Raw genomic sequence first — 26,671 nt, 5'->3', positions numbered from 1 at the left:
TATGAAGAACAATTATTTTAAATCAGGACCAATTTTTCTTGCCTTTCTTTGTATGGGCTTTGGTGATGTTGTTGGACCTCTAACCAGTCAATTACAAGCTGATTATGAGTTAACAAATTTTATGGCTGGCTTAGTTACATTCATGGGATTCATCATGTTTGGATTACTATCTGTACCAATGGCATTATTTCAAGATAGAAAAAGTAGAAAGTTTGTATTGTTACTGGGAATGGTAATTGCATTAATTGGTTTGATTTTACCAATTTTGGGAGATTTCTCCTCGTTTGGATTATTATTAGGAGCATTATTATTGCTAGGAACAGGTGCTACTTTATTGCAAGTTGCTGGAAATCCAATAATGCGTGATGTGTCACCTGAAGGAAAGTACTCCAGAAATTTATCTTTTGGACAATTCTTTAAAGCTATTGGATCCTTGTCAGGAGCGTTAATACCTCTTATGGCAGCTAAATATTGGGATTTAGATTGGAAAATTTTATTCCCAATTTATTCTGTGGTTCTATTAGTCGCAGTAATCTATTTGTATGTTGTTAAAATTGATGAACAAAAGGATGAGGCTGCAACTCCTGCTTCATTTGGTTCAGTATTGGCTCTGCTTAAAAATCCATATGTGTTTTTTATGGTATTGGCAATTTTTCTTTATGTAGGGGCTGAAGTTAGTATGAGTGCGAAACTGCCAAATTACTTAGCGCATCAGTTCAATTATGACATTAAGGAATTGGGGCTATGGGGAACTTTGTTTTTCTTTCTGGCATTAATGACAGGTAGATTTTTAGGAGGAGTTATTTTAAATTGGATGTCTCCAACTAGATTTTTGAAGGTGACCACTATAATAGCTATGCTTGGTATTTTAGGATTATATGTAGCACCAAGTGCAGTGGTAGGTTTTGTTTCTATTTTCCTTATTGGATTAGGATTTGCAAATATTTTCCCTTTGGTATTTTCTATCACAATCGATGCAATGCCTGATCGAAGCAATGAAATTTCCGGCTTAATGGTAACAGCAATTATTGGTGGAGCATTTGTGCCATTGATTTTTGGTGCTGTAGCAGATATCTTTTCATTAATGGCTGGTTTTGTGGTAACATTGGTTTGTATCGGATATATTTTCGGTTTATCGTTTTATAAAAGAAAGTAACAATAAGAATGAATATTTGGAGAGATGAAAGAGTTGTAATGACTCTTGATGCAGGAGGAACAAATTTTGTTTTCTCGGCTATGAAAAGTGGGGAAGAAGTAGTTGAGCCAATTAGAAAACCATCAAATGCAGACAATTTGGATTTGTGTTTGCAAACCATTGTTGATGGATTTCAAGAAGTGTCCAATAAATTGAGTGAAAATCCAGTTGCAATTAGTTTTGCTTTTCCTGGTCCGGCAGATTATAAAAATGGTATTATTGGTGATTTGCCCAATTTGCCAGCATTTAGGGGAGGTGTTGCATTGGGACCAATGCTACAGGAGAAGTTCAATATTCCCGTATTTATTAACAACGATGGTGATTTATTTGCATATGGTGAAGCTCTAGGTGGTGTTTTACCAGAGATTAATAGCAAGTTGGTACAGGCAGGAAGTCCAAAACGATATAAAAATCTTGTTGGAGTTACTTTAGGAACTGGCTTTGGTGGTGGTTTGGTCCACAACGATGAATTGCTAATTGGAGATAACTCAATAGCTACTGAGGTTTGGCTAACAAGTAGTCGTATTTATCCAGAACGTTTTGCCGAAGAAGGAATTAGCACAAGAGCCATACAAAGAGAGTTTCTTTCTCGTGCAAAAAGCGAATATCCTAAAGATTTAATGCCAAAAGATGTTTACGATGTGGCAATGGATCAAAATAATCCGGATAATGCTGCAGCATTGGAATCATTTAAAATTTTTGGAAAATGTTTGGGCGATAGTGTAGCCAACTTATTGACAATTACAGATGGAGTAGCTGTTATTGGTGGTGGTCTTACAGGTGCACATGATTTGTATATGCCAGCAGCATTGGAAGAAATGAACGGCAAATGTTATACTTCGAATGGTGATTCTTTACCAAGATTAGTTCAGAAAGTATACAATATCGATAATGAAGATGAATTCGCAGAGTTTGCGGCAGATCATTCAAAAGATATTAAAATTCCAGGAACAGATAAAACAATAAAATATGATCCAAACCCTCGTTTGGCTGTATGTTCTAGTAAATTAGGAGCAAGCAAAGCCATTGGTATTGGAGCTTACGCATTTGCATTGAAAAATTTGTAGTAGTAGTGTGATATCCGGATTGAGAATTTAATAATACTCTTTCCGGATTTTTTTACATCAATATTCAAGTTTAGTTATAAAAAAGCCTGACGCTTTATGTGTCAGGCTTTTTTTTATTTGATTAATTGTCCTTCGTTACAATATCCTTAAATGTAAATTGATATTCCTCGTTGTAGAATTTCAGATATAGTTTCCTGTAGTGCTCAAATGTTTCTATTGCCAAACTGTGTTTTCCTTGCGATGCCAACAAATAACACTTTGTTTTTAAGGCAGTTTCATTCATTTGATCAAATTCGAATATTACATTGGATATGGCAAGACTAATTGCTTTGTCAAGACTTTCATTTTTAAGAATATCTTCTAAAGTACTTACAATTAAGCCTGTATTTGAATCTTTAAATGAATCTAACCATTCTGGGAAGATATCTTGAAGCATTGAACCTCGTTGAAGAATGATGATGATTTCAGCTAAATTTTCAATATTGCCATGTTCTCGTATCAATTTTATAGCATTTCGTACATATTCTAAATCGCAGAATATATTTTCAGGAAGAAGGATTTTCCAATAATTATTATCAAAAACAACTTCAGCTCCTGACAAATCTTCAAGAATACCTCTCAATTTTTTGATATTAACGCCTCTATTGTTTTTTGCGTTGCTTTCCGACTTATCAGGCCATAAATATTCTTGTATTCTTTTTGAGGATATTCCTTTTCCTTCATTAATTGTATTTAAGAGGATCAATAGAAATAGTTCTTTTAGGGTTGGGCTAAATCTATAAGTAATATCTTTTCCTTTATTATCAAAAACCTGAAATCCACCAAATAATATAATAGCATTCTGCTTTGGAGCTTCATAATCAGATATTGGAGCTTCAAATATTTCTGTGGAGGTATAAGTTGTTTGTATTGCAGTTGCCTTACGATCTATTCTAACTTTCTTGATTACAAAAAATCCTAAAAGGAGAATGCAAACAACCAGTACAGAGTAAAAAATCTTAACCGAAAGAGGTAATCCTACACCGTTAATATCGAAATTATCTTTATTTCCCGGTTCGTAACTTATCGTATAGATATTAACCTCATGGCTCGAATCTTCTTTTTTATGAGAGGTAATTGCGATGAGTTTATTTTCACTATTCCAATAGTAAAGGTCAGCAAAAGAATCAATATCAAGGAAATTGTATGGGATGCTATCACCTATAAATGCAATTCCTGGCTCTTTTATAGAACCTTTAATTGCCCTTAAATAAGTACGTTGTTTTGTTGATGGAAACATTAAAGTATAGAAACTGCTATCATTGGCAGTTACTTTCATATTATTAATTGGAAGATACTGAAATTGGTCGTCACAATTGTAGTCCCATAAATGTGTTATTTCTTGATTTTTGAAATCAATTTTATGCAAATCGTAATAAAATTCTTTTCCTAAGATTTGCTTGCCCATAGAATTTCCTAAACCTCCAAAAATGTAGTAACAGTTCGAATTTTTCCCAGACTGTCCTAAAGATGCAAGATACCTTGGCTTAATTGTATCTCCAGAAAAGACTAATTTATCCCAATTGTTGGTTTCTGGATTAAATGATAGGATATCATTGAAATAAGAATAATAACCATATCCACATATTGTTGTGATATTTTTAGTTTTAGGATGAAGTAACTTGTTGTGATGCCATAGTTTAGGAGTGTCATCCTCAGTAGACTCTTTTTGGTTGTTCCATGAATTGGTAATTGAATCATAGGAGGAAATCATGTTCTGGTTATAGCTGTAAGTAGTTATGTCTCCATTCTTGTTATAAATAATTTGCTGGGCTTTTTCAAAACAAGGAAAGCCATCAACCTTTTCATTTACAACTGTGAGAGTTTTTGTTAATGGATTAAAGCTTTGTATTGTACCATCCATGAAAATGAATTTGATTTGTTCATTTTTCTTGTCGTACAACAAAGATGGTAATGAAGAGAAATTTAAACTTTGAATTTTTTCCCACTTATTGTGATAATCAATTACCCAATCTGGATTATAGACTTTAGCGGTTTTGCTTGAGAGAAGATCTTTGACTAAGAAATTATCCGTTTTTTTGAATGGCCATAAATGTTTAGGTGCTCCATCAATTCTAATGCTTAAATCTTTTATCGAAATAGAAGGCACTTCATCAATAAAGAATCCATATTTATTTATTACACCCAATGATAATGCAAAATCAGAATTTTGAGGAAAATTAATATCTGATTGCAGTTTTTTGTCTGCAAATTGGAGATTAATTCTATTATTAATCGCATCTATATGTAGTTCAAAATCAATCCATCGGTTGTTTTGTATTTCTTCTTTGTTTAGGTCTAAATGAAATTTTGTTTCGCGCTTATTGTGTATTACAAATAAGTCTGGCATTCGATAGGTAACCTGAATTAGATTTTTATTATTGGCTTCTTTAAGTGAAAGGATTTCGCCATAATGTGTTTCAGATTCTCGAAAAGATAAATTAAAATGAATTGTAAAGTTATTGGTATAGGAAATATTGCCATTGTGTGTAATATCAATGCCAGTTCGATTTTCTTTGTTTACTTCATTAGATTTAAAATAAACTCCATGATCTGCAAATAAATCTGGAATCAAAACTAACAGAAGAATTAAGCAATTGATTAATCGCATTATTTAATAAGAGAGAGTTGGTTAATAATTAAAATCCTTTGTGAAAATCAAAGATATTCAAATCTTATTACAGAATGAAGAAAGTTGTTATAAAAAACTTGTAGAAGGACTAATTTATAAGGTAATTTGCAGAATACCTACAAGCTTAAAATCACCTGAAAATTTCACTTTCTTAATAATATTGAGAATACAGTAATTCGATTTTTCATCTCAAAAAAAACATATTAGAAATAATTGGCGTAAACGACAGAAAAACAGCGTTTAACAGAGTGGTTAATGTATTTGACTTGGTGATTAATTCAATATTAATCGTGAATTAATACGTTTGCGCTAATATTGGCTTCAGAAAATTTCACATGATTTTGTGTTCATTGTATAATTAATATTTACTAACTATGAAGAAATGCTATTTAAGTAATCTTTATTCCAGCTTAACCAACCCATTAAGTTTTGGAAGGAAGATTAGTAGTTTAGCTTTGCTAGTTGCGGTTTTAGGTTCGCCATTTGCTGCAAATGCAAACGTTAACAGTTTATTTGAAGACAATTCAACCGTAGCTGTGCAGAAAACTGTGACAGGTACGGTAATTGAAGAGTCTGGAATGTCACTACCTGGTGTGTCTGTGGTTGTAAAAGGTACAACAGTTGGTACTGTAACTGATGTTGAAGGTAAATTTCAAATTGCTGCCGACGAATCAAGTGTATTGGTATTTAGTTTTGTTGGAATGACAACTCAGGAAATTACAGTAGGATCTCAATCTGTAATTGATGTTGTTATGGCAGCTGATGCTTTGCAGGTAGATGAGGTAGTTGTTACAGCTCTTGGTATTAAAAGAGAAAAGAAAGCTTTAGGTTATGCAGTGCAGGATGTTAAAGCTGATGATTTAACCAAAGGTGGTGATGGCGACCTTGTGAGTTCATTACAAGGAAAAGTTGCCGGTGTACAAATCAATCAAACCGGAGGTGGTGTTGGTGGTTCCTCTAGAATTGATATTAGAGGTGTAAGTTCACTTGTTGGTAACAATGAGCCATTGTGGATTGTTGATGGAGTACCTTTCGATAATGGAAACTCAAACGATGGATCAGTTTGGGGGGGTACCTCAAGAGCAGGTGGTGCTTTTGATCTAAATCCGGATGATATTGAATCAGTTTCTGTACTGAAAGGTGCCAATGCTGCAGCTCTATATGGAGAGCGTGGTGGTAACGGTGTAATTTTAGTAACTACCAAAAAAGGAAAACGCAACAAAGGTTTAGGTATTAACTATTCAGGAAGCATGACTTTCTCTGAAGCTGCTTACATGTTGGATCTTCAGGATAAATATGGTCAAGGTATCAATGGTGAATATTATGCTGATGAAACTTCTTCATGGGGACCTGAAATGACAGGCCAGCAGGTTGAATCATGGACAGGAGAAATGACTTCTTTCGAAGATCAGGGTAACCTGTTGGAGGATTTCACAAGAACAGGAATCACTCATAAGCATAACATCTCTTTCTCAGGTGGAAATGACGAAGGTGCATTCAGAATGTCTTTGGGTAAGGATATCATCAATGGTATCTATGACAATCACGAGGTTGAAAAAACAACATTTGATTTGCGTGCAGACTATGATATCAACTCATGGTTAAACATTGATACTAAGTTATCTTTTTTCCTTACAGAAGGAAAGCAGAGACCAGAAGTGGGAAATTACAGTTATGTAAGCTACTTCAATACAATGCCTCGAAATATTCGTACACAGGATTTGAAACCGGGATACGATATTATTGCTGGTAAGCATGTTGAGAAGATTTACTCAGATGCGAGCCCGGGAAACAGAAACCCGTACTTCCTACAGGAGCAATATGTGAACAACGATAAGAAGAACAGAACTTTTGGTTTCGTTGCAGCAAATGTAAAACTAACATCAGACTTGAAAGCAAAGTTTAAGTATGGTATGGATTTCTTCCAGTTTGAATCTTTAGATGGATACCAGTACGCTGATAACATCAATCCAAACCGTCCGGATTATAATCCAACTCAATCGAACTTCAAAGAAGAGAACTACGAGTTCTTGTTGTCTTATAATAAAGATTTGAACGAAAACTTTACTATTAGCTTAAATGTTGGTGCAAATACAATGAAGCGTCACTTTAAGCAGTTAAGATCTTTCTCTGGTAAGCTTTCATCTGAAGATGATTTTTATTTGGGTGCGGGATCAAATATTAAAGCTGTTGAGAGCATTACAGAATCAGAGGTGCGATCAATGTACGGATTTGGTCAGGTAGCATATAAGAATATGATTTTCCTTGATTTCACAGCTCGTAACGACTGGTCTTCAACGCTTACATCAGCAGATACTGAATTTGACAATTCATATTTCTATCCATCGGTTAGTTTAAGTGCTCTGTTATCAGAGATGTTCGAATTACCGGAATTTGTTTCTTATGCTAAAATTAGAGGTTCTGTTGCACAGGTAGGTAAGGCTGCTGATCCATACCAAACAAGTCAGACTTACAAGATTGAAAGTGGTGACTTTGACCTTTCAAAAGGAAAAGTGCCTGAAGTATTGGTGAACAAAGATCTTAAGCCTGAAATTTCTACTTCTTGGGAAGTTGGTACTGATATCCGTTTGTTCAAGAATAGAATTGGATTAGATTTTACTTATTACCAGGAAGATACTAAGAATCAGATCTTGAAATTGGCTACTGACCAGACAACTGGTTATCCATACCGTTTGATCAACGCAGGTTTGATTCGTAACGAAGGGGTTGAGGTAATGTTGACAACTGTACCGGTTAAAACAAAAGACTTCAAATTGACTTTAGGTTTCAACTTTGCAAAGAACAAAGGAACCCTGGAGGAACTTTACGAAGATATGCCGGTTTACAAGTTTGAAGACAACGAAGGTTTTGTTGGATTACCAGGTAAGAGATTGGGTATCATCAGAGGTTCTAAATATGAAAGAAACGAAAAGGACCAAATCATTGTTGACGACAAAGGATTAATGAAATTATCCAATGAAGAGCACAACATTCTTGGTAATGTTCAGCCTGACTGGACAGGAGCAATCAATTTGAATGCTGAATACAAAGGATTCTATGTATCTGCTTTGGTATCTATCCAGCAGGGTGGTGACATTCTATCTACTTCAGAACAAGCTGCTGTTTCTTCAGGTACGGCAGAGCGTACAGCTCAGAACAACAGAATGGCATTATTTGTTGACGGTGTAACCTCTGATGGTGGTGCGAACAATGTAATGGTTTCGGCTCAGGATTATTGGAGAAAAGTTGCTCAGGCTGACGAAGAATTTCTTTATGATGCCTCTCATGTTAAACTAAAAGAACTTGCAATTGGTTACAATCTTCCAAAATCAATTTTAAATAGAATTCCCAATAATCCTATTCAGTCAGCAAGAGTGTCACTTATCGGTCGTAACCTTTTCTACTTTCATAAGAACACTCCTGGAACTGCACCAGATGCAAGTGCATACAGCTCAAGTTACTTAGCTCAGGCTTATGACTTTGCTCCGGTACCATCTGTTCGTACATACGGATTTTCACTTAATCTTGGTTTTTAATTGTAAAAGAAGAACAACATGAAATTTAATAATTATATATACGCACTGCTTGGAATACTGCTGTTTAGCCAAGCTTGTTCCGATGATTTTGGAGATATGAATGTTCCTTCGGATTCAGCAACACAGGTTGAACCAAGATTCTTTCTTCATGATATGCAAATGCAGGTATTTGCTAACTATCAGCGAAATGTAAACTTATATCCTGATTTATATTCTCAATACTGGGCAAATACGGTTTCTGGATTTGGTTCTCCACGTTACGAATATGTTGATGGTTGGATCGGAAATCAGTGGAAAGAGTTCTATACTAGTCAGGTGCCTAAGTCAATCGCAATTAGCGATGCTTATGGTGATGATCCTTATTATGTAGATGCTATTGCAATCAAGGAAATTTGGATGTGTTACTTCTGGTCACGTATTACTGACTCATATGGTGATGTTCCTTACTTTGGAGTTGGTAAAGGTGAATCTGTAGTTTACAGTACCCAGAGCGAGGTATATACAGATTTATTTAAGCGTTTGGACAATGCTGTAAACAGCATTACAGGTGATGCTGCTCAGTATGAGTACTCAGACGGATATGATTTGATTTATGATGGAGATGCACTACAGTGGAGAAAATTTGGTAACTCACTTCGTTTGAGATTGGCAATGAGAATTTCAAATGTTGATGCTGAAAAAGCAAAAACAGAAGCATTGGCTGCAATTAACGGACCAGGTGGAGTTTTTGATTCAAATGCAGACGTTGTTAAAGTTCCTATGTGGAGCAAAGGTTGGAATGACTACTTGCACCAAATGGGTTGGAGCTGGAACAACATTCGCATGTCGAAAACAATGTCTGACTACTTGTACAATACATCAACTGTGGGTGAAGATCCAAGAACACCATTCTGGTTTACTTACCAAAGAACTGTAGATGATGAAAAAGTTGGACAGACTAAAGAGCAGGTTGGTAAAGAAAAATACTACGGATTGGAGAATGGTTACAATACTGTTCCTGCAAAGGTAAAAGAGGATTTTGCAACTATTAATTTATCGGGCGGCTACATTGATTTTGCAGGTGATGGCAAAGAACACAAAATGTATTGTCCTGTAATGTTCTTCTCGGAAGTACAATTCTTAAAAGCGGAAGCAGCACTTAGAGGATGGATTAGTGAAGATGCAAATGCGCTTTACTTAGCTGGAGTGCAGGCTTCAATGGACTACGTGGGTGTTTCTTCTTCAGATGCTACGGATTACATTAATGGATTAACAAATCTTGATGGTTCTGATGAAAACAAGCTAAAGCAGATTATTACTCAAAAATGGATTGCTAACTTCCCGAATGGTGTTGAAGGTTGGGCCGATTTTCGTAGAACGGATTATCCTGATATTTCTCTACCTCTTGACGGAGTTAGTGGTAGTTCAACTGTGGCCGCTAACACTTGGGTGAAGCGTATTCGTTACCCAAACAATCAGCATGAGCAAAACGGTGCAAACATTCCATCAGCATTGAACACTAAAGATACTGACCGTATGGATATTCGTTTGTGGTGGGATACTGCTGACACTAAGGAAAAATCCGGAGGATTAATGAATAGTAACTTTTAATCATTGCAGACTTGAGGCTTAAAAGTTTAATTCAATAATTCTTAAGCCTCATACCTAAATTTTTTAAAGTATGAGAACAAATAAAATACATATAAAATTCTTATCCATGCTTACTGTAGTTGTAATGCTATTTGGCCTTGCAGCTTGTGACGATGATGATAAGAGTGCAGGAAATGTTGATCTTGCATCATTAACGCAATTAATAACTGAGGCAAATGATTTAATTGCCAATAGCGAAGAGGGTACAACACCAGGGAAATTCAAGCCGGGATCGAAAAAAGAATTACAGGATGTTTTGAACTGGGTAGATTGGAAAATGGCCCGCGCAAAAGATCAGAGTGATGTTACCGATGCGGCAACAAAACTTCAGATTTACATCGATAAATTCAAAGGAAACATTGTAAAACTGGCTATTCCTTACATTGCTCAGGGTAACAATACTTACATTGGTATTTCTGATAATATCCTACCAATATTTAAAGAGAGTTTTACTATTGAGTGTTGGATGTATGTTGTAGACTTAGATCAAAGAGGTTATTCAAATAATATTTTTGCTACTGAGCAATCAGGTCCTGACAGTGGTTTTGTAATCCGTTATTTTAGTGATGGTAACATCCACTTGAATGTTGGTGACGGTAGTGGTTGGAATACCATTGAAACCGGAGGTGGCGTGATTCGTGCCGGAGAATGGATGCATATTGCTTTTGTGAATGAAATTACCAGTCAGAAATTGTATGTGAATGGTGCTGAAGTTCTTTCTCAGGAGAAAGGTTATAAACCAGCTCCAGAGGCATCATTTTGGTTAGGAAATGGTCCAACTTGGTCCGACCGTGTAATGAATGGTATGATGAAGGATGTAAGAGTTTGGAAAGGTGCCAGAACAGCAGCTCAAATTGATGATAACAAAGAGGCAATATTGGAAGGAACAGAGGAGAATTTGGCAATGTTTTTCCCATTTAATGCTGATTTGGGAACAGAATTCAAAGACAATACCAATACATATACAGCAACATTAAAAGGTGAAGTTAGCTGGTTAGTTGATGGAATTCCTCCTGTAATAGAATTGGATTACTCTACTTTAACAACAGCAAAAACAAACGCATTGACATTGAAAGATGAGGTTGTTGAGGGAACTAATACCGGAGATTATCCTGTTGGAACTAAAGATTATTTACAGTCATTGGCAAATGATGCTGATGATAAAATTGCTAATGCAAAACGTCAAGATGAAATTGTTGATCTTGCTGATGCGATAGAGGCAAAAATAGAATTGGTAAAAGAATATTTAGTAGCTGACGCAACAGGTGTATATGTTGATCGTGATGATTCAGATGCAATAGGTTTCAGAATTACACCTAACTACACTCCACAAGGAGATTACACTGTTGAGTTTGATGTGCGTGTGAAGTCATTGGGTATGTACGGAACAGGAGAATTCTTTAACAATGGTAACTACGGTATTTGGGTTTATGGTTACACGGAGTTAACTGAAGAGGCATTATTGTCATCAGGTGGACTTTGGAACTTTACCAATGCAGGAAGTGGCTGGCAAGGACCAAAAGCTGAAGCACTTTCAATCAAGTCTGGGGTGTGGCAGCATGTTGCTATCGTTCATGATAACACAGCTAGAACAACAACTTTATATGTTGATGGCGAAGAAAAAGGTGTTCAAACCGATATAGGAGCTCCTGAAGTTTCAGGTTGGGGAGAAATGTGGCTTGGAAACGGTTGGGGTAAAATGCATGGTTCTATCAAAGATTTCCGTCTATGGGATGTTGCACGCGATGCTGCTGATTTAGATGCAGATATCGATGGTACTGAGGCTGGACTAAATGCTTATTTCCCACTAAATAAAGTTGGTGGTGTTAAGTTTAAAGATGTTACCGGTAACTATCATGGAGAGATGAGAGGTATTACTTGGAATGTTGACTAGTAGTAGCGATTAATCATCATATAACTTGGAGTTGCCTTTTGGGCAACTCCAAGTTTCAATAATTTTTAAAGTAGGAAAACTGATCATATTGATCAAAAGAAACGGGTTTGCTTCTACCAACATAAAAAGAAGGATTGTTTTGTAGCCTTTTCTCAAAAGGTGTATTAATTTAGACAAATATTAGAGCGATAAGCTTATTATATATCAACCTTATTACAGAACCTTATAGTAAAACCAAATGCAAAAATTTAAATCAATCAAAACACTAGGATTGTCATTATTGTTAGGTGCATTTGCCTCCTGCCAGCTAGCTGGAGGTAGCACAAATGATGATAGTTTAACGCAATATGTCGACCCATATATTGGATCGGGTGGACATGGTCATGTGTTTGTAGGAGCCAGTGTACCTTTCGGGGCAATTCAAGCTGGACCAAGCAATTTCCACAAAGGATGGGATTGGTGTTCATCTTATCACTATTCAGATAGTATTATCAAGGGATTTTCACATCTGCATTTGAGCGGAACTGGTTGTACCGACTTGGGGGAGTTTTTAATTATGCCAGCTGTAGGTGAATTGAAAATAAATCCTGGTTCTCAAGAAAATCCAGAAGAAGGTTATGCTTCCTATTACAGTCATGATACTGAAAAAGCCGAAGCAGGTTATTATAAAGTGTTTTTGGATACCTATAATGTAGGTGTTGAAATGACAACTACCGAAAGGGTTGCGATGCATCAAATTACCTATCCAAAATCAGAACAATCCAGATTGATTATTGATTTAAAAGAAGGTAATGGAGATCAGGCAACAGAAACTTTCTTTCATAAGGTAAATGATACAATTGTGGCAGGCTATCGCTTCTCAAAGGGTTGGGCTGCAGATCAACGTGAGTATTTTGCAATGGTTTTGTCAAAGCCAGTTAAAAATATCATGGTTTATGATGCAGATAAAAAATTAAATGGGGATGCAGGAAAAGGGAAAGCAATCAAAGCCTTTCTTAATTTTTCCACAGAGTCATTTGAGAAACTTCAGGTGAAGTTTGGAATGTCTCCAGTTAGTATGGAGAATGCTTTGCTGAATATCAAAACAGAAATGCCAAATTGGAATTTCAATGAGATTCTTGCTGCGAACAAAGCCAAATGGAATAAAGAACTTGAAAAAATTCATATCGAGACTCAAAATGAGAAGGATAAAAGAGTATTCTATACTGCTATGTATCATACACTAATTGCTCCTAACATTTTCGATGATGTGAACGGTGATTATAGAGGAACCGATAAAAAGGTTTACAACAATACCAGTAGTACCAATTACACTTTATTCTCATTATGGGATACTTATAGAACTGCCCATCCGCTTTACACAATCACACAACAGGAAAGGGTACCCGATATGATCAATTCAATGCTTGAAATTTACAAGCACCAGGGTAAGCTCCCAGTTTGGCATTTACGAGGAAACGAAACCAATACGATGGTTGGATATAGTGCAGTACCAGTAGTAGTGGATGCCTGCCTTAAAGGCTTCACAGGTTTTGATATCAATTTGGCATATGAAGCTGTGAAAACTACTGCAATGGGTGATTTTGAACCAGGCGTTAAAGAATTGCAGAAGTACGGATACATTCCTTGCGATATGATGCACGAATCGGTTGCAAGTGCCATGGAATATGCGATTAGTGATTGGGGAATTGCTCAGTTGGCGAAAAAGTTAGGTAAACAAGAAGATGCTCAGTATTTTACAGAACGAGCTAAAGCTTACCAAAAATATTTCGATCCAAATGACAAATTCATGAAGGGTAGAATGAAAGATGGTAGTTGGAGAACTCCATTCGATCCTGTATCTGCCCAACATAGAGTAAATGATTACTGTGAGGGAAATGCTTGGCAATACCTTTGGTTAGTTCCTCAAGACCCGGAAGGACTAATTCAATTGTTTGGAGGTGATAAACCATTTATAACAAAACTAGACAGCTTATTCTCTATTTCTTCAGACTTGGAAGAAGGAGCTTCTGCCGATATTACTGGATTGATTGGACAATATGCTCACGGTAATGAACCAAGTCATCACATTACCTATTTGTATGCATTTGCAGGAGAACAGTACAAAACTGCTGATAAAGTAGATTATATCCTTAACGAATTGTATACCGATAAGCCTGATGGATTATGTGGTAATGAAGACTGTGGTCAAATGTCAGCTTGGTATGTAATGTCGTCGATGGGTTTTTATCCAGTAAATCCTTCCAATGGTGCTTATGTATTTGGTAGACCTTTATTTGATAAAGTAAGCATTAATCTAAGTGAAGACAAGTCATTTACCATACTTGCCAATAATAATGGTAAGGAGAATATGTATATCCAGTCGGTAAAATTAAATGGACAGGATTATACCAAGTCATTCATTACTCATAAAGATATCATGAATGGTGGAGAGTTGGTGTTTGAAATGAGTCCAAAACCAAATAAAGAATTTGGTTCGAAAATGATGGATAGACCGAAATCAGTTGTATACTAAGGAATCAAGAAAATTATTGTATTGATTTTAATTGAAGAAAACAGTTGTATCACTTGTTGATATAAGTACTAAAAGATAAAAATGAAGAGAGCAAATATTCTATTAATTCTGATAGCATTTTTGGCATCGTGTGTGGGTGAAAAAGAGGCGATAAAATCCAATGAAATTTCAAGTGTAGATATGGTGAATCCGTTAATGGGAACAGATTCTGAACATGCACTTTCCAATGGAAATACTTATCCTGCCATTGCAGTGCCATGGGGAATGAATTTTTGGACGCCGCAAACCGGTAAAATGGGAGATGGTTGGACTTATGCTTACGATGCAAAGAAAATTCGTGGTATAAAACAGACACATCAACCTAGTCCATGGATTAATGATTATGCAGCTTTTTCATTCATGGCTGTTACAGGAGAGTTAAAGTTTAAAGAAGATGAACGTGCTTCTTGGTTTTCGCATAAGGCTGAGGATGCTAAACCATATGCTTACGAAGTTTATTTGGCCGACTATGATGTAAAAGCAGAAGTAAGTCCAACGGAACGCGCTGCTATTTTTCGATTTACATTTCCCGAAAATGATAATTCATACATTCTGTTAGATGCTTATAACGAAGGTTCGGAGGTGAAAATTCTTCCTGAAGAAAGAAAGATTGTAGGTTATTGTCGCAACAACAGTGGTGGTGTGCCAGATAATTTTCATAATTACTTTGTAGCCGAATTCGATAAGGATTTTGAAATTGTTCATACCTGGAATGGCGATAAATTAAAATCAGGATCCAAAGCTGCTTCTGGCGATCATGTTGGTGCGGTTATTGGATTTAAAACTAAAAAGGGTGAAGAGGTTCACGTAAAAGTGGCATCTTCGTTTATTAGTAAAGAGCAAGCTCAATTAAATTTATCAAGAGAAATTGGGAATAAAAACTTTAATCAGGTTAAAAAAGAAGCAAAACAAGCCTGGGAAAAGGAATTCGCCAGAATTAAAGTAGAAGGAGGAACAGATGATCAATTGAAAACATTCTATTCCTGTCTTTATAGAGTGTTATTGTTCCCAAGAAAATTTTATGAATACAACGAAAAAAATGAAATAGTTCATTACAGTCCTTATAATGGTGAAATACTGCCTGGCTATATGTTTACAGATAATGGCTTTTGGGATACATTCCGGGCAGTATTTCCATTTTTTACAGTGATGTATCCAGACCTGAATGCTCAAATTATGGAAGGATTGGTTAATACTTACAAAGAGAGTGGATGGTTACCAGAATGGGCAAGTCCTGGACATCGAGGTTGTATGATTGGGTCCAATTCCGCATCCCTTATTTCAGATGCTTATTTAAAAGGGATTCGTGGATATGATATTGAGACTTTGTATGAGGCAATTGTAAAAAATACAAACGGATATAACAAAGAGATTACCTCAGTGGGTAGATATGGTGCAGAATACTACAACAAATTGGGGTATGTGCCTTACAATGTTGGGATTCATGAAAATACTGCAAGAACATTAGAGTATGCTTATGCTGATTTTTGTGTTTGGAAACTGGCACAGGAGCTAGGTCGTCCGCAGGAAGAAATCGATCTTTTTGCCCAAAGAGCTCAGAATTTTAAGAATGTATTTGACAAGGAATCTGGACTAATGCGAGGTAAAAATGAAGATGGAACCTTCCAGACACCATTTAATCCGTTAAAATGGGGTGATGCATTTACCGAAGGAAACAGTTTGCATTATACATGGTCGGTTTTCCAGGATATTAATGGTTTAGTTGATTTGATGGGTGGAAAAGAACAGTTTATTTCTACTTTGGACGGAGTATTTGAAATGCCTCCAAAATTTGATGATTCATACTATGGATTTACCATCCACGAAATTCGTGAAATGCAAATTGTAAATATGGGAAACTATGCCCATGGAAATCAACCAATTCAGCATATGATCTACTTGTACAATTTTGTGGGTCAACCATGGAAATCCCAAGCAAGAGTTCGAGAAGTGATGGACAAATTATATACTCCTCAAGCTGATGGTTATTGCGGCGATGAAGATAATGGACAAACTTCCGCTTGGTACGTGTTTAGTTCTATGGGATTTTATCCTGTATGCCCTGGAACTGACGAATATGTTTTTGGATCACCACTATTCGATAAGGTGACCTTAACATTGGAGAATGGAAACACCTTTACTATTTCGAGTTCAAACAATTCAAAAGAAAATGTATTTGTAAACAATGTAAGCCTCAATGGAAAGTCATACAATTTGAATTACATCAAACACGAAAACATTCAGAATGGAGGAGAACTGAACTTTGAAATGTCGGATCAACCCAATAAGGAAAGAGGGAGCAAAGCTGACGCTTATCCTTACTCAATGAGCAATCAGAAATAATCCACTAATTTGGGAAGCCAAAGGAATAATATGCATTAAACCAGTTAATGATTCGATTACCATCTTAGGTATTTACTCAGGTTTACTGTTATTCCTTTGGCTTTTTATTTTAATACAAGTCTATGAAAACAAGAATACTATTCCTGGTATGCATTTTATCTTTTTCTCTTTTGGTATCAGGAGCAGAGAAAAAAGAGAAGGGGGTTAAGATTAGCTATGAGCAATACAATCATGGTAAACTGGTTCCAGATAGAGGTGTAACAGCAACTGTTATCAATGGGATCGTGGAATTATCAAACTCCTCAAAGGTTGAAAGCTTCTTTATTAATTACAAGTCAAAGAGTGTGGTGAAGGTGCTAAACCTTAAAGATGGACAATTTCAGCAAATTACACCATTTTCAGAATTACCTACAGCAAAAGAAACCAACGAGAAGGAGACCATTTTAGGTTATGAATGTAAAAAAGCCAGTTTCCTTATTTTTTCAAATAGAGTTGATGTTTGGTATACTACCGATGCAAAAGTAAGTGCTTCGCCTTCCTTATCTGTAATTATCGACAATGGATTGGTGTTAAAGTACGTGGTTAATGGGAATCGTACCATCCTGGCAAAATCTATTGAGAAAGAAAAGGGGGTTATGAATTACCCTGATGAAACAGCTGCTGAAATTAGCCAGGCCGTTTATCGGGAGTTAATTATTAAATCAAGGTACAAGACCATTCCTGTATTTGATAAGGAGCAGGTAAATTTCCAGGGAGGTATAACGAATCCTAAAGAAGAGATTCTCAACCATACCTATCGTTTTTCAAAGGGTACGGTGATCATGAAAAAGATTAAGTTACCTGACATGAACCCGGAAGGTAGTGTTTTCGTAAAGCTTACAAACTGGTCGAATGGAGATGCCTACGACAGAACAGGCTGTGTATTTACAATAGCGAACGATGATAAAAAGTCGATGCTAACAGCCCTGAAAAATGGAAAGGAAGAGCTACCTGTGTATATTGACAATAAGGGAGTGGAATACCAGGGTGTAGTGAGCGATGATACGTATTCTGTACCTGTAGAGCTGATGAGATTCTTTACCTCATTTGGAGTGGGACATTTTAATGAGAAGAGACCAATAAATAATTACAACTGGCAGGATTCCGTTGTCTACAAACAAGAAGTTACAGAATTAATTCCTTTACAAGAGGATGAAATTTGGATTGGTGTGTTCATTGGGAATTATGACAAGGGAGGTCATAAGGTGAGCCTGGAGTTGAATTATTATCCTCCGTTTGAAGATACTGCTGCGACAGAGAAATATATTCAACCACTATTTTATACTTTGAACGTGATGGAGGCAAGTGGTCAAAATTACGGTCGCATGTTTAAAAATGATACGCTATCGGTTCAATTCACTTTAGAGGAAGGTGTTGAAAATCCAAAACTCTTGTATACCACAACTGGTCATGGAGGATGGGGAAATGGAGATGAGTTTGTTCCCAAACTAAATAAGATTTTTATAGATGATAAATTGGTGTTTTCACACGTGCCATGGCGTAGTGATTGTGCCACATACAGAATGTCAAATCCGGCATCTGGAAATTTTGGAAACGGATTGTCAAGTAGTGATCTCAGTCGTTCCAATTGGTGTCCTGCAACCTTAACACCTCCTTATTATATCCCTCTTAGTAATTTAAAAGCAGGGAAGCACGTTATTAAGGTTGTAATTGACCAGGGAAACGATGAAGGATCAAGTTTTAACCACTGGAGTGTATCTGGAATTATTGTTGGCGATCAATAAGTCGATAACTGATCAAAGGCTTACGATTTTTATTGTAAGCCTTTGTTTTTACTGGTAACCCTTTAACCTCAAATACAATCATGATGAAAAGAAGAACTTTTTTAAAAAATTCACTACTATTTACAGGTGGAATAAGCCTGATAGGTACAAAAAGTTTGGCAATAAATAAAGATTTGAAATATATATCGAACAGACCGGAAGCAAAAAATAGAAAGTTTGTTAGTAAAGCTGTAGACCTTAAGATTGATGAGGTGAAAAAAGCCATCTCCAACCATGAGTTGGCCTGGATGTTCGAGAACTGTTTTCCAAATACATTAGACACAACGGTAACTTATTCTGAAGAAGATGGAAGACCTGATTCTTTTGTGATCACGGGAGATATTCATGCCATGTGGTTAAGAGATTCTACCGCACAAGTATGGCCATATTTGCCTTTGGTGAATGATGATGAACAGCTCCGAAAATTGTTCCAGGGCCTTATTAACCGACAAAGCAAATGCATCAATATCGACCCATATGCCAATGCGTTTAACAAAGGGGCAGAAGGTTCTCATTGGGAGAGTGATCAAACAGAGATGAAGCCTGAATTGCACGAGAAAAAGTGGGAAATAGATTCATTGTGTTATGCAATTAGGCTGGCTTATCATTATTGGAAGAAAACCAATGATACCACCTGTTTTGATGCTAACTGGGTAAAGGCAATGAAATCGATGGTGCGAACATTCCAAGAACAACAGCGAAAGGAAGGTAAGGGGCCTTACTCTTTTTTAAGAACAACGAGCAAACCTACCGACTCACAGCCAGGAAATGGTTACGGAAACCCTATCAATCCTGTTGGCCTTATTGTTTCTTCCTTCCGCCCGTCTGATGATGCTACCATTTTTCCATTTTTAATTCCATCCAACTATTTCGCGGTGGTTTCACTCAAACAGTTGACCGAGATCTTAAATTCTTTGGGCATTGAAAAGGAATTGTCAAAATCGGCTTTCCTGTTGGCAGAAGAGGTGGAAGTAGCTTTGGAGAAATATGCAAGTGCTGATCACCTTGCCTATGGTAAAACTTTGGCTTTTGAGGTAGATGGTTTCGGTAATCAGCTGTTTATGGATGATGCAAATATACCAAGCTTACTTTCATTGCCTTATTTGGGAGCAGTAGATCAGGAGTCTAAGCTGTATCAGAATACAAGAAAATTCATCTTGAGTAAAAATAACCCTTGGTTCTTCGAGGGAAAGGCTGCAGAAGGTATTGGAGGTCCACATGTTGGAGTAGACATGATTTGGCCAATGAGTATCATTATGAGGGCAATGACCTCAGACAATGATCAGGAGATTCTGAAATGTCTGAAAATGTTAATGAATACTCATGCAGATACAGGATTTATGCATGAAACTTTTCACAAAGACAAGCCGGAACACTTTACTCGTTCATGGTTTGCCTGGGCAAACACCTTGTTTGGAGAGTTGATTTTGAAGATTTACAATGAAAAACCTGAATTGCTAAAACGCATATAATAATGAATACATACTATCGATATCTATTTCTTTTTGTCTTGTGTGTTGTGTTTAGCTTTGGTGTGAATGCACAAACAAAACAAGAAGCAGGGTGGGTAATTGAAACAAATGATTACTCTGATTATACAGGTGTTGCCATTGCCAATGGACGCATAGGTCTGTTGCCATCCAAAGAACCAGGCAAAACGAAAGCCATTATTTTAAATCATGTTTTCGATAAAGAGTCAAAATATGGTGTGAGTAAGGTTTTATTGGGTATTAATTTCGCAAACCTTGAGATTGTTATTGAAGGGGATACATTAAAAGCTGACAATTGCACCTCATGGACTCAAAAGTTGGATATGAAAAATGCAGCTTTAACAAGCACCTGCAGGTTTAAGAATTATGCTGATTTTTCTTTCACTTTATATGCTTTGCGAGGCATGCCTTATACAGGCATGATCGATGTTGAGATTATTCCATTGATCAGAAATTTGAAAGTGCAGGTAGGGGGACAAATCGTTTGTCCTAACGAATATAAAAATGTTGAGTCTGGTTTCCGTGTAATGCAGGATTTGGATGCCAGAATGCCAGTTCTTCAAACCATAGCTGATAGTCCTTTTGGAAAACATCAAATGGCTACTTCTGCTACATTTATTTTCGAAGAGGAAACACCGGAATTAAAGCACAGCGTAAAAGGGGCATATCATCATGAGTTGGTTTTTACAAAGGAGTTGAAAAAAGGGGAGAAGTATTGCTTTGCCTGGGCTGGGGCCGTTTGTACCTCTCAAAATTTTGATGATCCCAAGAGTGAGTCTGAAAGAATGGTTGTTTTTCAGCTGTTGGGAAATAAAGAATCAGTAATCGAAAGACACCAGGAGCTGTGGGAAGAATTATGGCAAGGTGATATTGTAATTGAAGGAGATATAGAGTCTCAGCAGGATGTTCGCTTGGCTTTGTATCACTTGTATTCTTTCTCGAGAGATGATTCAAATTTGAGTATCCCGCCAATGGGCTTATCGGCTCAAGGCTACAACGGACATGTTTTCTGGGATACAGAATTGTGGATGTATCCGCCTTTGTTAGTGTTTAATCAGGATATTGCCCATTCACTTTTAAACTATAGATTTCACAGGCTTGAAAAGGCAAAAAAGAAAGCTGCCAACTTTGGATATGAGGGAGCCATGTTTCCCTGGGAGTCTGATGATACAGGTGAGGAGGCAACTCCAACCTGGGCTTTAACGGGAACTTTCGAACATCATATTACTGCTGATATTGGCATTGCCTTTTGGAACTACTACAGGCTAAGTAAAGACAAACAGTGGTTGAAGGAAGTTGGTTTTCCGGTATTGAAAGAGGTGGCTGATTTTTGGGTGAGTCGATCTGTTAAAAATGAAGATGGTTCATATTCCATCAATAATGTGGTGGGAGCCAATGAGTTTTATCATCATGCTGATGACAATGCATTTACCAACGGAGCTGCAAAAACAGCATTGGAATATGCAGTGAAAGCGGCAAAGGAGCTTGGCTTGCCTCCAAATAATCAGTGGAGTAAAGTGTCTCAGACTTTGCGATTTCATTATTTCCACAATGGAACAATGAGAGAAAACAGAACCTACAATGGGGAGGTAATCAAACAGGCTGATGTGAATTTATTGGCATATCCACTGAATATCGTGAGTAAGCCTGAAGATATTCGCAGGGACTTGGCTTATTATGAGCCAAAAATGGCACCGGAAGGACCAGCCATGTCTCATTCCGTATTGGCTGTTCTTTATGCCAGATTGGGAGAAGCGGATAAGGCATTCGAGTTATTTAAAAGAGCTTACGAACCAAATAAAAGACCTCCTTTTGGAGCTTTGGCTGAATCGGTATTTAGTAACAACCCATACTTTGGAACGGGTGCGGGAGGTATGCTGCAATCTGTGATTTTTGGTTTTGCAGGCCTAAAAATAACCGACGAGGGAATTGAGCAGGGTAGTACATGTCTTCCAAAACAGTGGAGAAGCTTGACCATTAAAGGGATTGGTTGTGATAAGAAAACATATGTGATTGAAAATTAATTTATGAGAGTAAGAGTAGTATTCCTCGCTTTGTGCGCTGGATTGATGAGTTTATCCTGTTCTTTGGATAATAGAGTGGAGGTGAAATCTCCCAATGGAGAATTGAAGTATGAATTACACGTTAACGATCAAGGTCATCTGTCCTATGAATTACTATTGGGACAAGCTAAGTTGATTAATGAATCTAAACTTGGCTTGGAAGCTACACAGAGCAGGCTTTCTATCGAAAAAGTAAAGATCGTTGATAAGAAAATTGTAGAAGTTGATGAGGTTTGGAGTGCTGTGTGGGGCCAAAACAAAAGAATCAAAAACAACTATAATCAGTTGGTTTTAGATTTGATTACCTCAAAAGGACTACAACTTCAATTACAAGTGAAAGTATATGATGATGGTGTTGGTTTCAGATATAAAATTCCTGAGCAAACAGGTATAGATAGCATTTTCATTACCGATGAAAAGACAGAGTTTAACCTGGCTCAAAATGGTACAGCCTGGTCTATTCCTGCTAATTTCGATAGCTATGAGATGCTATATCAAACTACTAAAATTGATGAGGTAAAAGGGGCCAATACTCCTGTAACCTTCAAAACCAATGATGGAGTTTATTTAAGTATCCATGAGGCAAACCTGACGGATTATGCAGGTATGACCTTGAAAAATACTGGAGGTACAAATTTCCAGGCAGAACTGGTGCCATGGCCCGATGGTGTGAAGGTAAAAGCCAAAGGAAGTGTAAAATCACCATGGAGAACCATTACCATAAGCAAATCGGCAGCGGGTTTGGTTGAATCGAATTTGATTCAAAATTTAAACGATCCATGTGCATTGGATGATACATCTTGGATTGAACCCATGAAGTACATTGGAATATGGTGGGGAATGCATCTTGGTGTAGAAACCTGGACCATGGGTCCAAAACATGGTGCCACTACCGAAAATATGAAAAACTATATCGATTTTGCTGCCGATCACAATGTTCAGGCAGTGCTTGCCGAAGGATGGAATACAGGTTGGGAAAATTGGGGGAAAGCACGTGCTTTTGACCAGCAAACTCCTTATGCTGACTTTGACTTTGATGAGGTGGTTCGATATGCAAATGCAAAAGGTGTGGAACTGATTGGACATCATGAAACTGGTGGCGACTATATTTACTATGAGGAGTGCATGGACAAGGCTTTTTCCATGCTAAGAGATAATGGTATTCGAGTTCTAAAAACTGGATATGCCGGTCCAATACCAAATGGTCATTACCATCATGGACAGAAGATGGTACAACACTACAGAAAGGTTGTGGAAAAGGCTGCAAAGTACAATTTAATGATCGACGCTCATGAACCGATTAAAGCAACTGGGATCAGCCGTACTTATCCCAACATGATGACTCGCGAAGGTGCACGAGGAATGGAGTGGAATGGTTGGAGCGAAGGAAATCCTCCGGAGCATTACGTGATTCTTCCTTTTACCAGATGCCTGGGTGGACCTATTGATTATACACCAGGTACATTTGATATTCTTTACAAAAACAGGAAGGAATACACCAAATGGAACAGCAATGATAAAGGAAATAGCCGAGTGAATACAACGCTTGCCAAACAATTGGCCCTTTGGGTTTGTCTGTACAGTCCTTTGCAAATGGCATCAGATCTGGTAAGTAATTATGAAGATCAGCCAGCTTTTAAATTCTTTGAAATGCTTCCTGCCGACTTTGATGAATCAAAAGTACTATTGGCAGAAATTGGAGATGTATATTCGGTTGCACGCCGCAAAGGAAAGAGCTGGTATATTGGAACCGTTACCGACGAGAACAGTCGAAATACTGAAATTGAGTTATCCTTTTTAGAGGATGGTAGAAAGTATATGGCTAGCATTTTTGAGGATGGAGATAATGCAAATCTCGAAAATAACCCTACAGATATTAATATTCGAAAAGTAGAGGTTGATTCGAAAACTGTGTTGCCTGTAAAAATGATTGAAAGTGGTGGTCAGGCAGTTGCAATTGTTCCTGTTGTGAATTAATTTGTCATTGCAATTGATTAATGATTCAATTGGTAGATTAACCTCAATATTAATCACCATTTAATCTTGAATGCTTTATTTTGAATTATAGATTAGAAATTAGTAAACCGATCGGGAAAGAGCTTGGCTGGCGATAGTCCCGTTCGGTATTATTTTTAAACCCACGATTACAATAAAACCTAACTAATGAAACGCTTTATAGGAATTTCAATTCTACTGTTTTTTTGTTTTAACGGCTTTGGCCAATATACCGAGTATGTAAATCCCTTTATTGGAACTACGAATTTTGGGACTACAAATCCTGGAGCTGTAGTTCCCCGCGGAATGGTTTCCGTAACTCCCTTTAATGTTTCCGGATCTGATATCAATAAATACGATAAGGATGCACGTTGGTGGTCAACACCATACTCATGGGATAACTCTTACCTTACAGGATTTTCTCACGTAAATTTGAGCGGAGTAGGTTGTCCGGAACTTGGTGTTATTTTATTGATGCCTACAACAGGAAAGGTCAATGCAGATCACAAGCAATATGGTTCTGTAATGAAAAATCAGGAAGCAACACCTGGTTATTATGCTACAGAACTTGAAAAGTACCATATCAAGGCAGAATTGAGTTCTACAAAACGAACAGGAATCAGCCGTTATACTTTTCCAAAAGGAGAATCGAATATTCTATTAAACCTAGGTTTAGGATTGACCAATGAGGTAGGTGCCAAGATAAGAATCGTTAATGACAAAGAAATTGAAGGTTCAAGAATGACAGGCACTTTCTGCTACAATGATGGGTCGGAACGTCCGGTTTATTTTGTGGCCAGATTTAGCAAGCCTGCAAAGAAATTCGGAGTATGGAAAAATATGCCGGAGCTACAGGCAGAGTCAGCTTGGAGCAAAACTTCAGGGGAATACAAATACTACGATGGGTTTGCCCGCGAAATGTATGGCAATGAAATTGGAGCCTACTTCACTTTCGATACCGAAGATAATGAAGAAATTATTGTAGAAGTTGGAGTTTCCTATGTTAGCATCGAGAATGCTAGATTAAACCTTAAAGCTGAGTCGAATGATTTTGATTTTGAGAAAACAAGAGTACAAGCTGAAAAAGAGTGGAACGATATTTTAGGTAGAGTTAAGGTTGAAGGTGGAACAAAAGATCAGAAAACCATTTTCTACACGGCTTTGTATCATACTCAAATTCATCCGAATATCATCAACGATGTCAATGGACAATATCCGGCTATGGAATCTTTTGAGATTAAAGAAACAAAAGATTGCAATCGATATACGGTATTTTCTCTTTGGGATACCTACCGAAACTTTCACCCGTTAATGGCTCTGCTTTATCCACAGGAACAATTGGATATGGTTCGCTCGATGGTAGACATGTACAAGGAAAGTGGCTGGTTACCTAAATGGGAACTAAATTCAAAGGAAACACATGTAATGGAAGGTGATCCGTCAATTCCGGTAATTGTTGATTCTTACTTGCGCGGATTAACTGATTTCGATGTGGAAGCAGCCTACGAAGCAATGTATAAATCGGCTACCATAGAAGGAGCAAAAAATAAGTTGCGTCCCGATATCGATCATTACCTGGCAGAAGGATATGTGCCAATTGAAGAGGAATATGATAATTCGGTATCGCATGCATTGGAATATTACATTGCCGATTGGAATTTGGCTCAATTTGCAAAGACATTGGGAAAGAAAGCAGACTACCAGAAGTTTTTAAATCAATCTTTAGGATATAAAAACTACTATTCAAAAGAATTTGGAGTATTAAGACCTAAACTGGCCGATGGTACTTTCCTGAAGAATTTTGATCCGAAGCAAGGAGAAAACTTTGAACCATGTCCCGGATTCCATGAAGGAACATCATGGCAATATACTTTTTGTGTGCCACATGATATCAAAGGGTTGACCAAGTTAATGGGAGGCAAAAAGAAGTTCGTAAACAAGCTTCAGAAAGTATTCGATGAGAATCTTTACGACATGGCTAACGAACCAGACATTCATTACCCATTTCTATTCAACTATTTTAAAGGTGAAGAGTGGAGAACTCAGAAAGAAGTTCGCCGCTTGATTAATAAATATTATAAAAATGCACCTGATGGAATTCCGGGTAACGACGATTGTGGAACACTTTCGGCTTGGATCGTTTACAGCATGATGGGAATGTATCCTGTTTGTCCGGGTAATACAGAATACGCACTAAGCTCACCAATTTTTGATAAAATTACCATTGAACTGAATCAAGAATTTTATCCTGGAAAGAAACTGGAAATCCTTTCGAAGAAGGGGAGTGCTGATGATATTTACATCAAAAGCATTAAACGAAATGGTTCAAATCATTCCCGCTACTTTATCAATCATTCCGATTTGGTAAAAGGTGGAACAATTGAGTTTGAATTAAAATCAAGCAAGTAAAA

The 26,671-nt window shown here is 37.1% G+C and carries 13 protein-coding genes; 12 read left to right on the top strand and 1 reads right to left on the bottom strand.

Annotation, left to right across the window (positions count from 1 at the left end):
- Nucleotide 1: 1 nt before the first annotated feature.
- Both M0051_RS10025 and M0051_RS10020 read left to right on the top strand, forming a co-directional pair.
- Nucleotides 2–1,156, top strand: coding sequence for a sugar MFS transporter (locus M0051_RS10025; protein ID WP_306741401.1), 1,155 nt, complete (start codon nt 2–4; stop codon nt 1,154–1,156).
- 8 nt (nt 1,157–1,164) lie between these two features.
- On the top strand, nt 1,165–2,262 hold the full coding sequence (locus tag M0051_RS10020) for an ROK family protein (protein ID WP_306741400.1): 1,098 nt from the start codon (nt 1,165–1,167) through the stop codon (nt 2,260–2,262).
- A gap of 121 nt (nt 2,263–2,383) precedes the next feature.
- Here the strand turns inward: M0051_RS10020 and M0051_RS10015 are convergent, their stop codons facing one another.
- The gene (locus M0051_RS10015; RefSeq protein ID WP_306741399.1) at nt 2,384–4,912 is read right to left on the bottom strand and encodes a hypothetical protein; all 2,529 of its coding nucleotides are present in this window, start codon (nt 4,910–4,912) and stop codon (nt 2,384–2,386) included.
- Between the two features lie 395 nt (nt 4,913–5,307).
- Between M0051_RS10015 and M0051_RS10010 the strand changes: the two genes are divergently transcribed.
- The 10 genes from M0051_RS10010 (at nt 5,308) to M0051_RS09965 (ending at nt 26,669) form a co-directional block, all read left to right on the top strand.
- A complete protein-coding gene (locus M0051_RS10010) occupies nt 5,308–8,469 on the top strand; it encodes a SusC/RagA family TonB-linked outer membrane protein (protein ID WP_306741398.1) in 3,162 nt (1,053 codons plus the stop codon).
- Nucleotides 8,470–8,487: 18 nt separating this feature from the next.
- Entirely contained in the window at nt 8,488–10,059 is a 1,572-nt protein-coding gene (locus M0051_RS10005; RefSeq protein WP_306741397.1) for a SusD/RagB family nutrient-binding outer membrane lipoprotein, read from the top strand.
- 70 nt (nt 10,060–10,129) lie between these two features.
- A complete protein-coding gene (locus M0051_RS10000) occupies nt 10,130–11,992 on the top strand; it encodes a LamG domain-containing protein (RefSeq protein ID WP_306741396.1) in 1,863 nt (620 codons plus the stop codon).
- Between the two features lie 238 nt (nt 11,993–12,230).
- Complete coding sequence (locus M0051_RS09995) at nt 12,231–14,507, top strand: GH92 family glycosyl hydrolase (protein ID WP_306741395.1); 2,277 nt, start codon at nt 12,231–12,233, stop codon at nt 14,505–14,507.
- 81 nt (nt 14,508–14,588) lie between these two features.
- Nucleotides 14,589–16,889, top strand: a complete 2,301-nt coding sequence (locus M0051_RS09990) for a GH92 family glycosyl hydrolase (protein ID WP_306741394.1) — start codon at nt 14,589–14,591, stop codon at nt 16,887–16,889.
- A 122-nt stretch (nt 16,890–17,011) separates the two neighbouring features.
- Nucleotides 17,012–18,673: a PNGase F N-terminal domain-containing protein gene (locus tag M0051_RS09985; protein WP_306741393.1), complete on the top strand. Its 1,662-nt coding sequence runs from the start codon at nt 17,012–17,014 to the stop codon at nt 18,671–18,673.
- Between the two features lie 83 nt (nt 18,674–18,756).
- Nucleotides 18,757–20,184 (top strand): glycoside hydrolase family 125 protein, encoded by a 1,428-nt coding sequence (locus tag M0051_RS09980; RefSeq protein WP_306741392.1) that lies wholly within the window; start codon nt 18,757–18,759, stop codon nt 20,182–20,184.
- Between the two features lie 2 nt (nt 20,185–20,186).
- The gene (locus M0051_RS09975; protein ID WP_306741391.1) at nt 20,187–22,226 is read left to right on the top strand and encodes a hypothetical protein; all 2,040 of its coding nucleotides are present in this window, start codon (nt 20,187–20,189) and stop codon (nt 22,224–22,226) included.
- Between the two features lie 3 nt (nt 22,227–22,229).
- Nucleotides 22,230–24,242, top strand: a complete 2,013-nt coding sequence (locus M0051_RS09970; RefSeq protein WP_306741390.1) for a glycoside hydrolase family 97 protein — start codon at nt 22,230–22,232, stop codon at nt 24,240–24,242.
- Nucleotides 24,243–24,428: 186 nt separating this feature from the next.
- Nucleotides 24,429–26,669 (top strand): GH92 family glycosyl hydrolase, encoded by a 2,241-nt coding sequence (locus M0051_RS09965; protein ID WP_306741389.1) that lies wholly within the window; start codon nt 24,429–24,431, stop codon nt 26,667–26,669.
- The last annotated feature ends 2 nt before the right edge of the window (nt 26,670–26,671 follow it).

The sequence above is a fragment of the Marinifilum sp. D714 genome, assembly GCF_030851345.1.
Classification (GTDB): Bacteria; Bacteroidota; Bacteroidia; order Bacteroidales; family Marinifilaceae; genus Marinifilum.
Note: the sequence above shows the minus strand (reverse complement) of the source record. Positions and strands in the feature narration are given on the sequence as shown.

What these genes read in the sequence shown, in the direction of transcription:
- M0051_RS10025 (WP_306741401.1), top strand. Translation starts at nt 2, where the DNA reads ATGAAGAACAATTATTTTAAATCAGGACCAATTTTTCTTGCCTTTCTT.
- M0051_RS10020 (WP_306741400.1), top strand. Translation starts at nt 1,165, where the DNA reads ATGAATATTTGGAGAGATGAAAGAGTTGTAATGACTCTTGATGCAGGA.
- M0051_RS10015 (WP_306741399.1), bottom strand. Translation starts at nt 4,912, where the DNA reads ATGCGATTAATCAATTGCTTAATTCTTCTGTTAGTTTTGATTCCAGAT.
- M0051_RS10010 (WP_306741398.1), top strand. Translation starts at nt 5,308, where the DNA reads ATGAAGAAATGCTATTTAAGTAATCTTTATTCCAGCTTAACCAACCCA.
- M0051_RS10005 (WP_306741397.1), top strand. Translation starts at nt 8,488, where the DNA reads ATGAAATTTAATAATTATATATACGCACTGCTTGGAATACTGCTGTTT.
- M0051_RS10000 (WP_306741396.1), top strand. Translation starts at nt 10,130, where the DNA reads ATGAGAACAAATAAAATACATATAAAATTCTTATCCATGCTTACTGTA.
- M0051_RS09995 (WP_306741395.1), top strand. Translation starts at nt 12,231, where the DNA reads ATGCAAAAATTTAAATCAATCAAAACACTAGGATTGTCATTATTGTTA.
- M0051_RS09990 (WP_306741394.1), top strand. Translation starts at nt 14,589, where the DNA reads ATGAAGAGAGCAAATATTCTATTAATTCTGATAGCATTTTTGGCATCG.
- M0051_RS09985 (WP_306741393.1), top strand. Translation starts at nt 17,012, where the DNA reads ATGAAAACAAGAATACTATTCCTGGTATGCATTTTATCTTTTTCTCTT.
- M0051_RS09980 (WP_306741392.1), top strand. Translation starts at nt 18,757, where the DNA reads ATGAAAAGAAGAACTTTTTTAAAAAATTCACTACTATTTACAGGTGGA.
- M0051_RS09975 (WP_306741391.1), top strand. Translation starts at nt 20,187, where the DNA reads ATGAATACATACTATCGATATCTATTTCTTTTTGTCTTGTGTGTTGTG.
- M0051_RS09970 (WP_306741390.1), top strand. Translation starts at nt 22,230, where the DNA reads ATGAGAGTAAGAGTAGTATTCCTCGCTTTGTGCGCTGGATTGATGAGT.
- M0051_RS09965 (WP_306741389.1), top strand. Translation starts at nt 24,429, where the DNA reads ATGAAACGCTTTATAGGAATTTCAATTCTACTGTTTTTTTGTTTTAAC.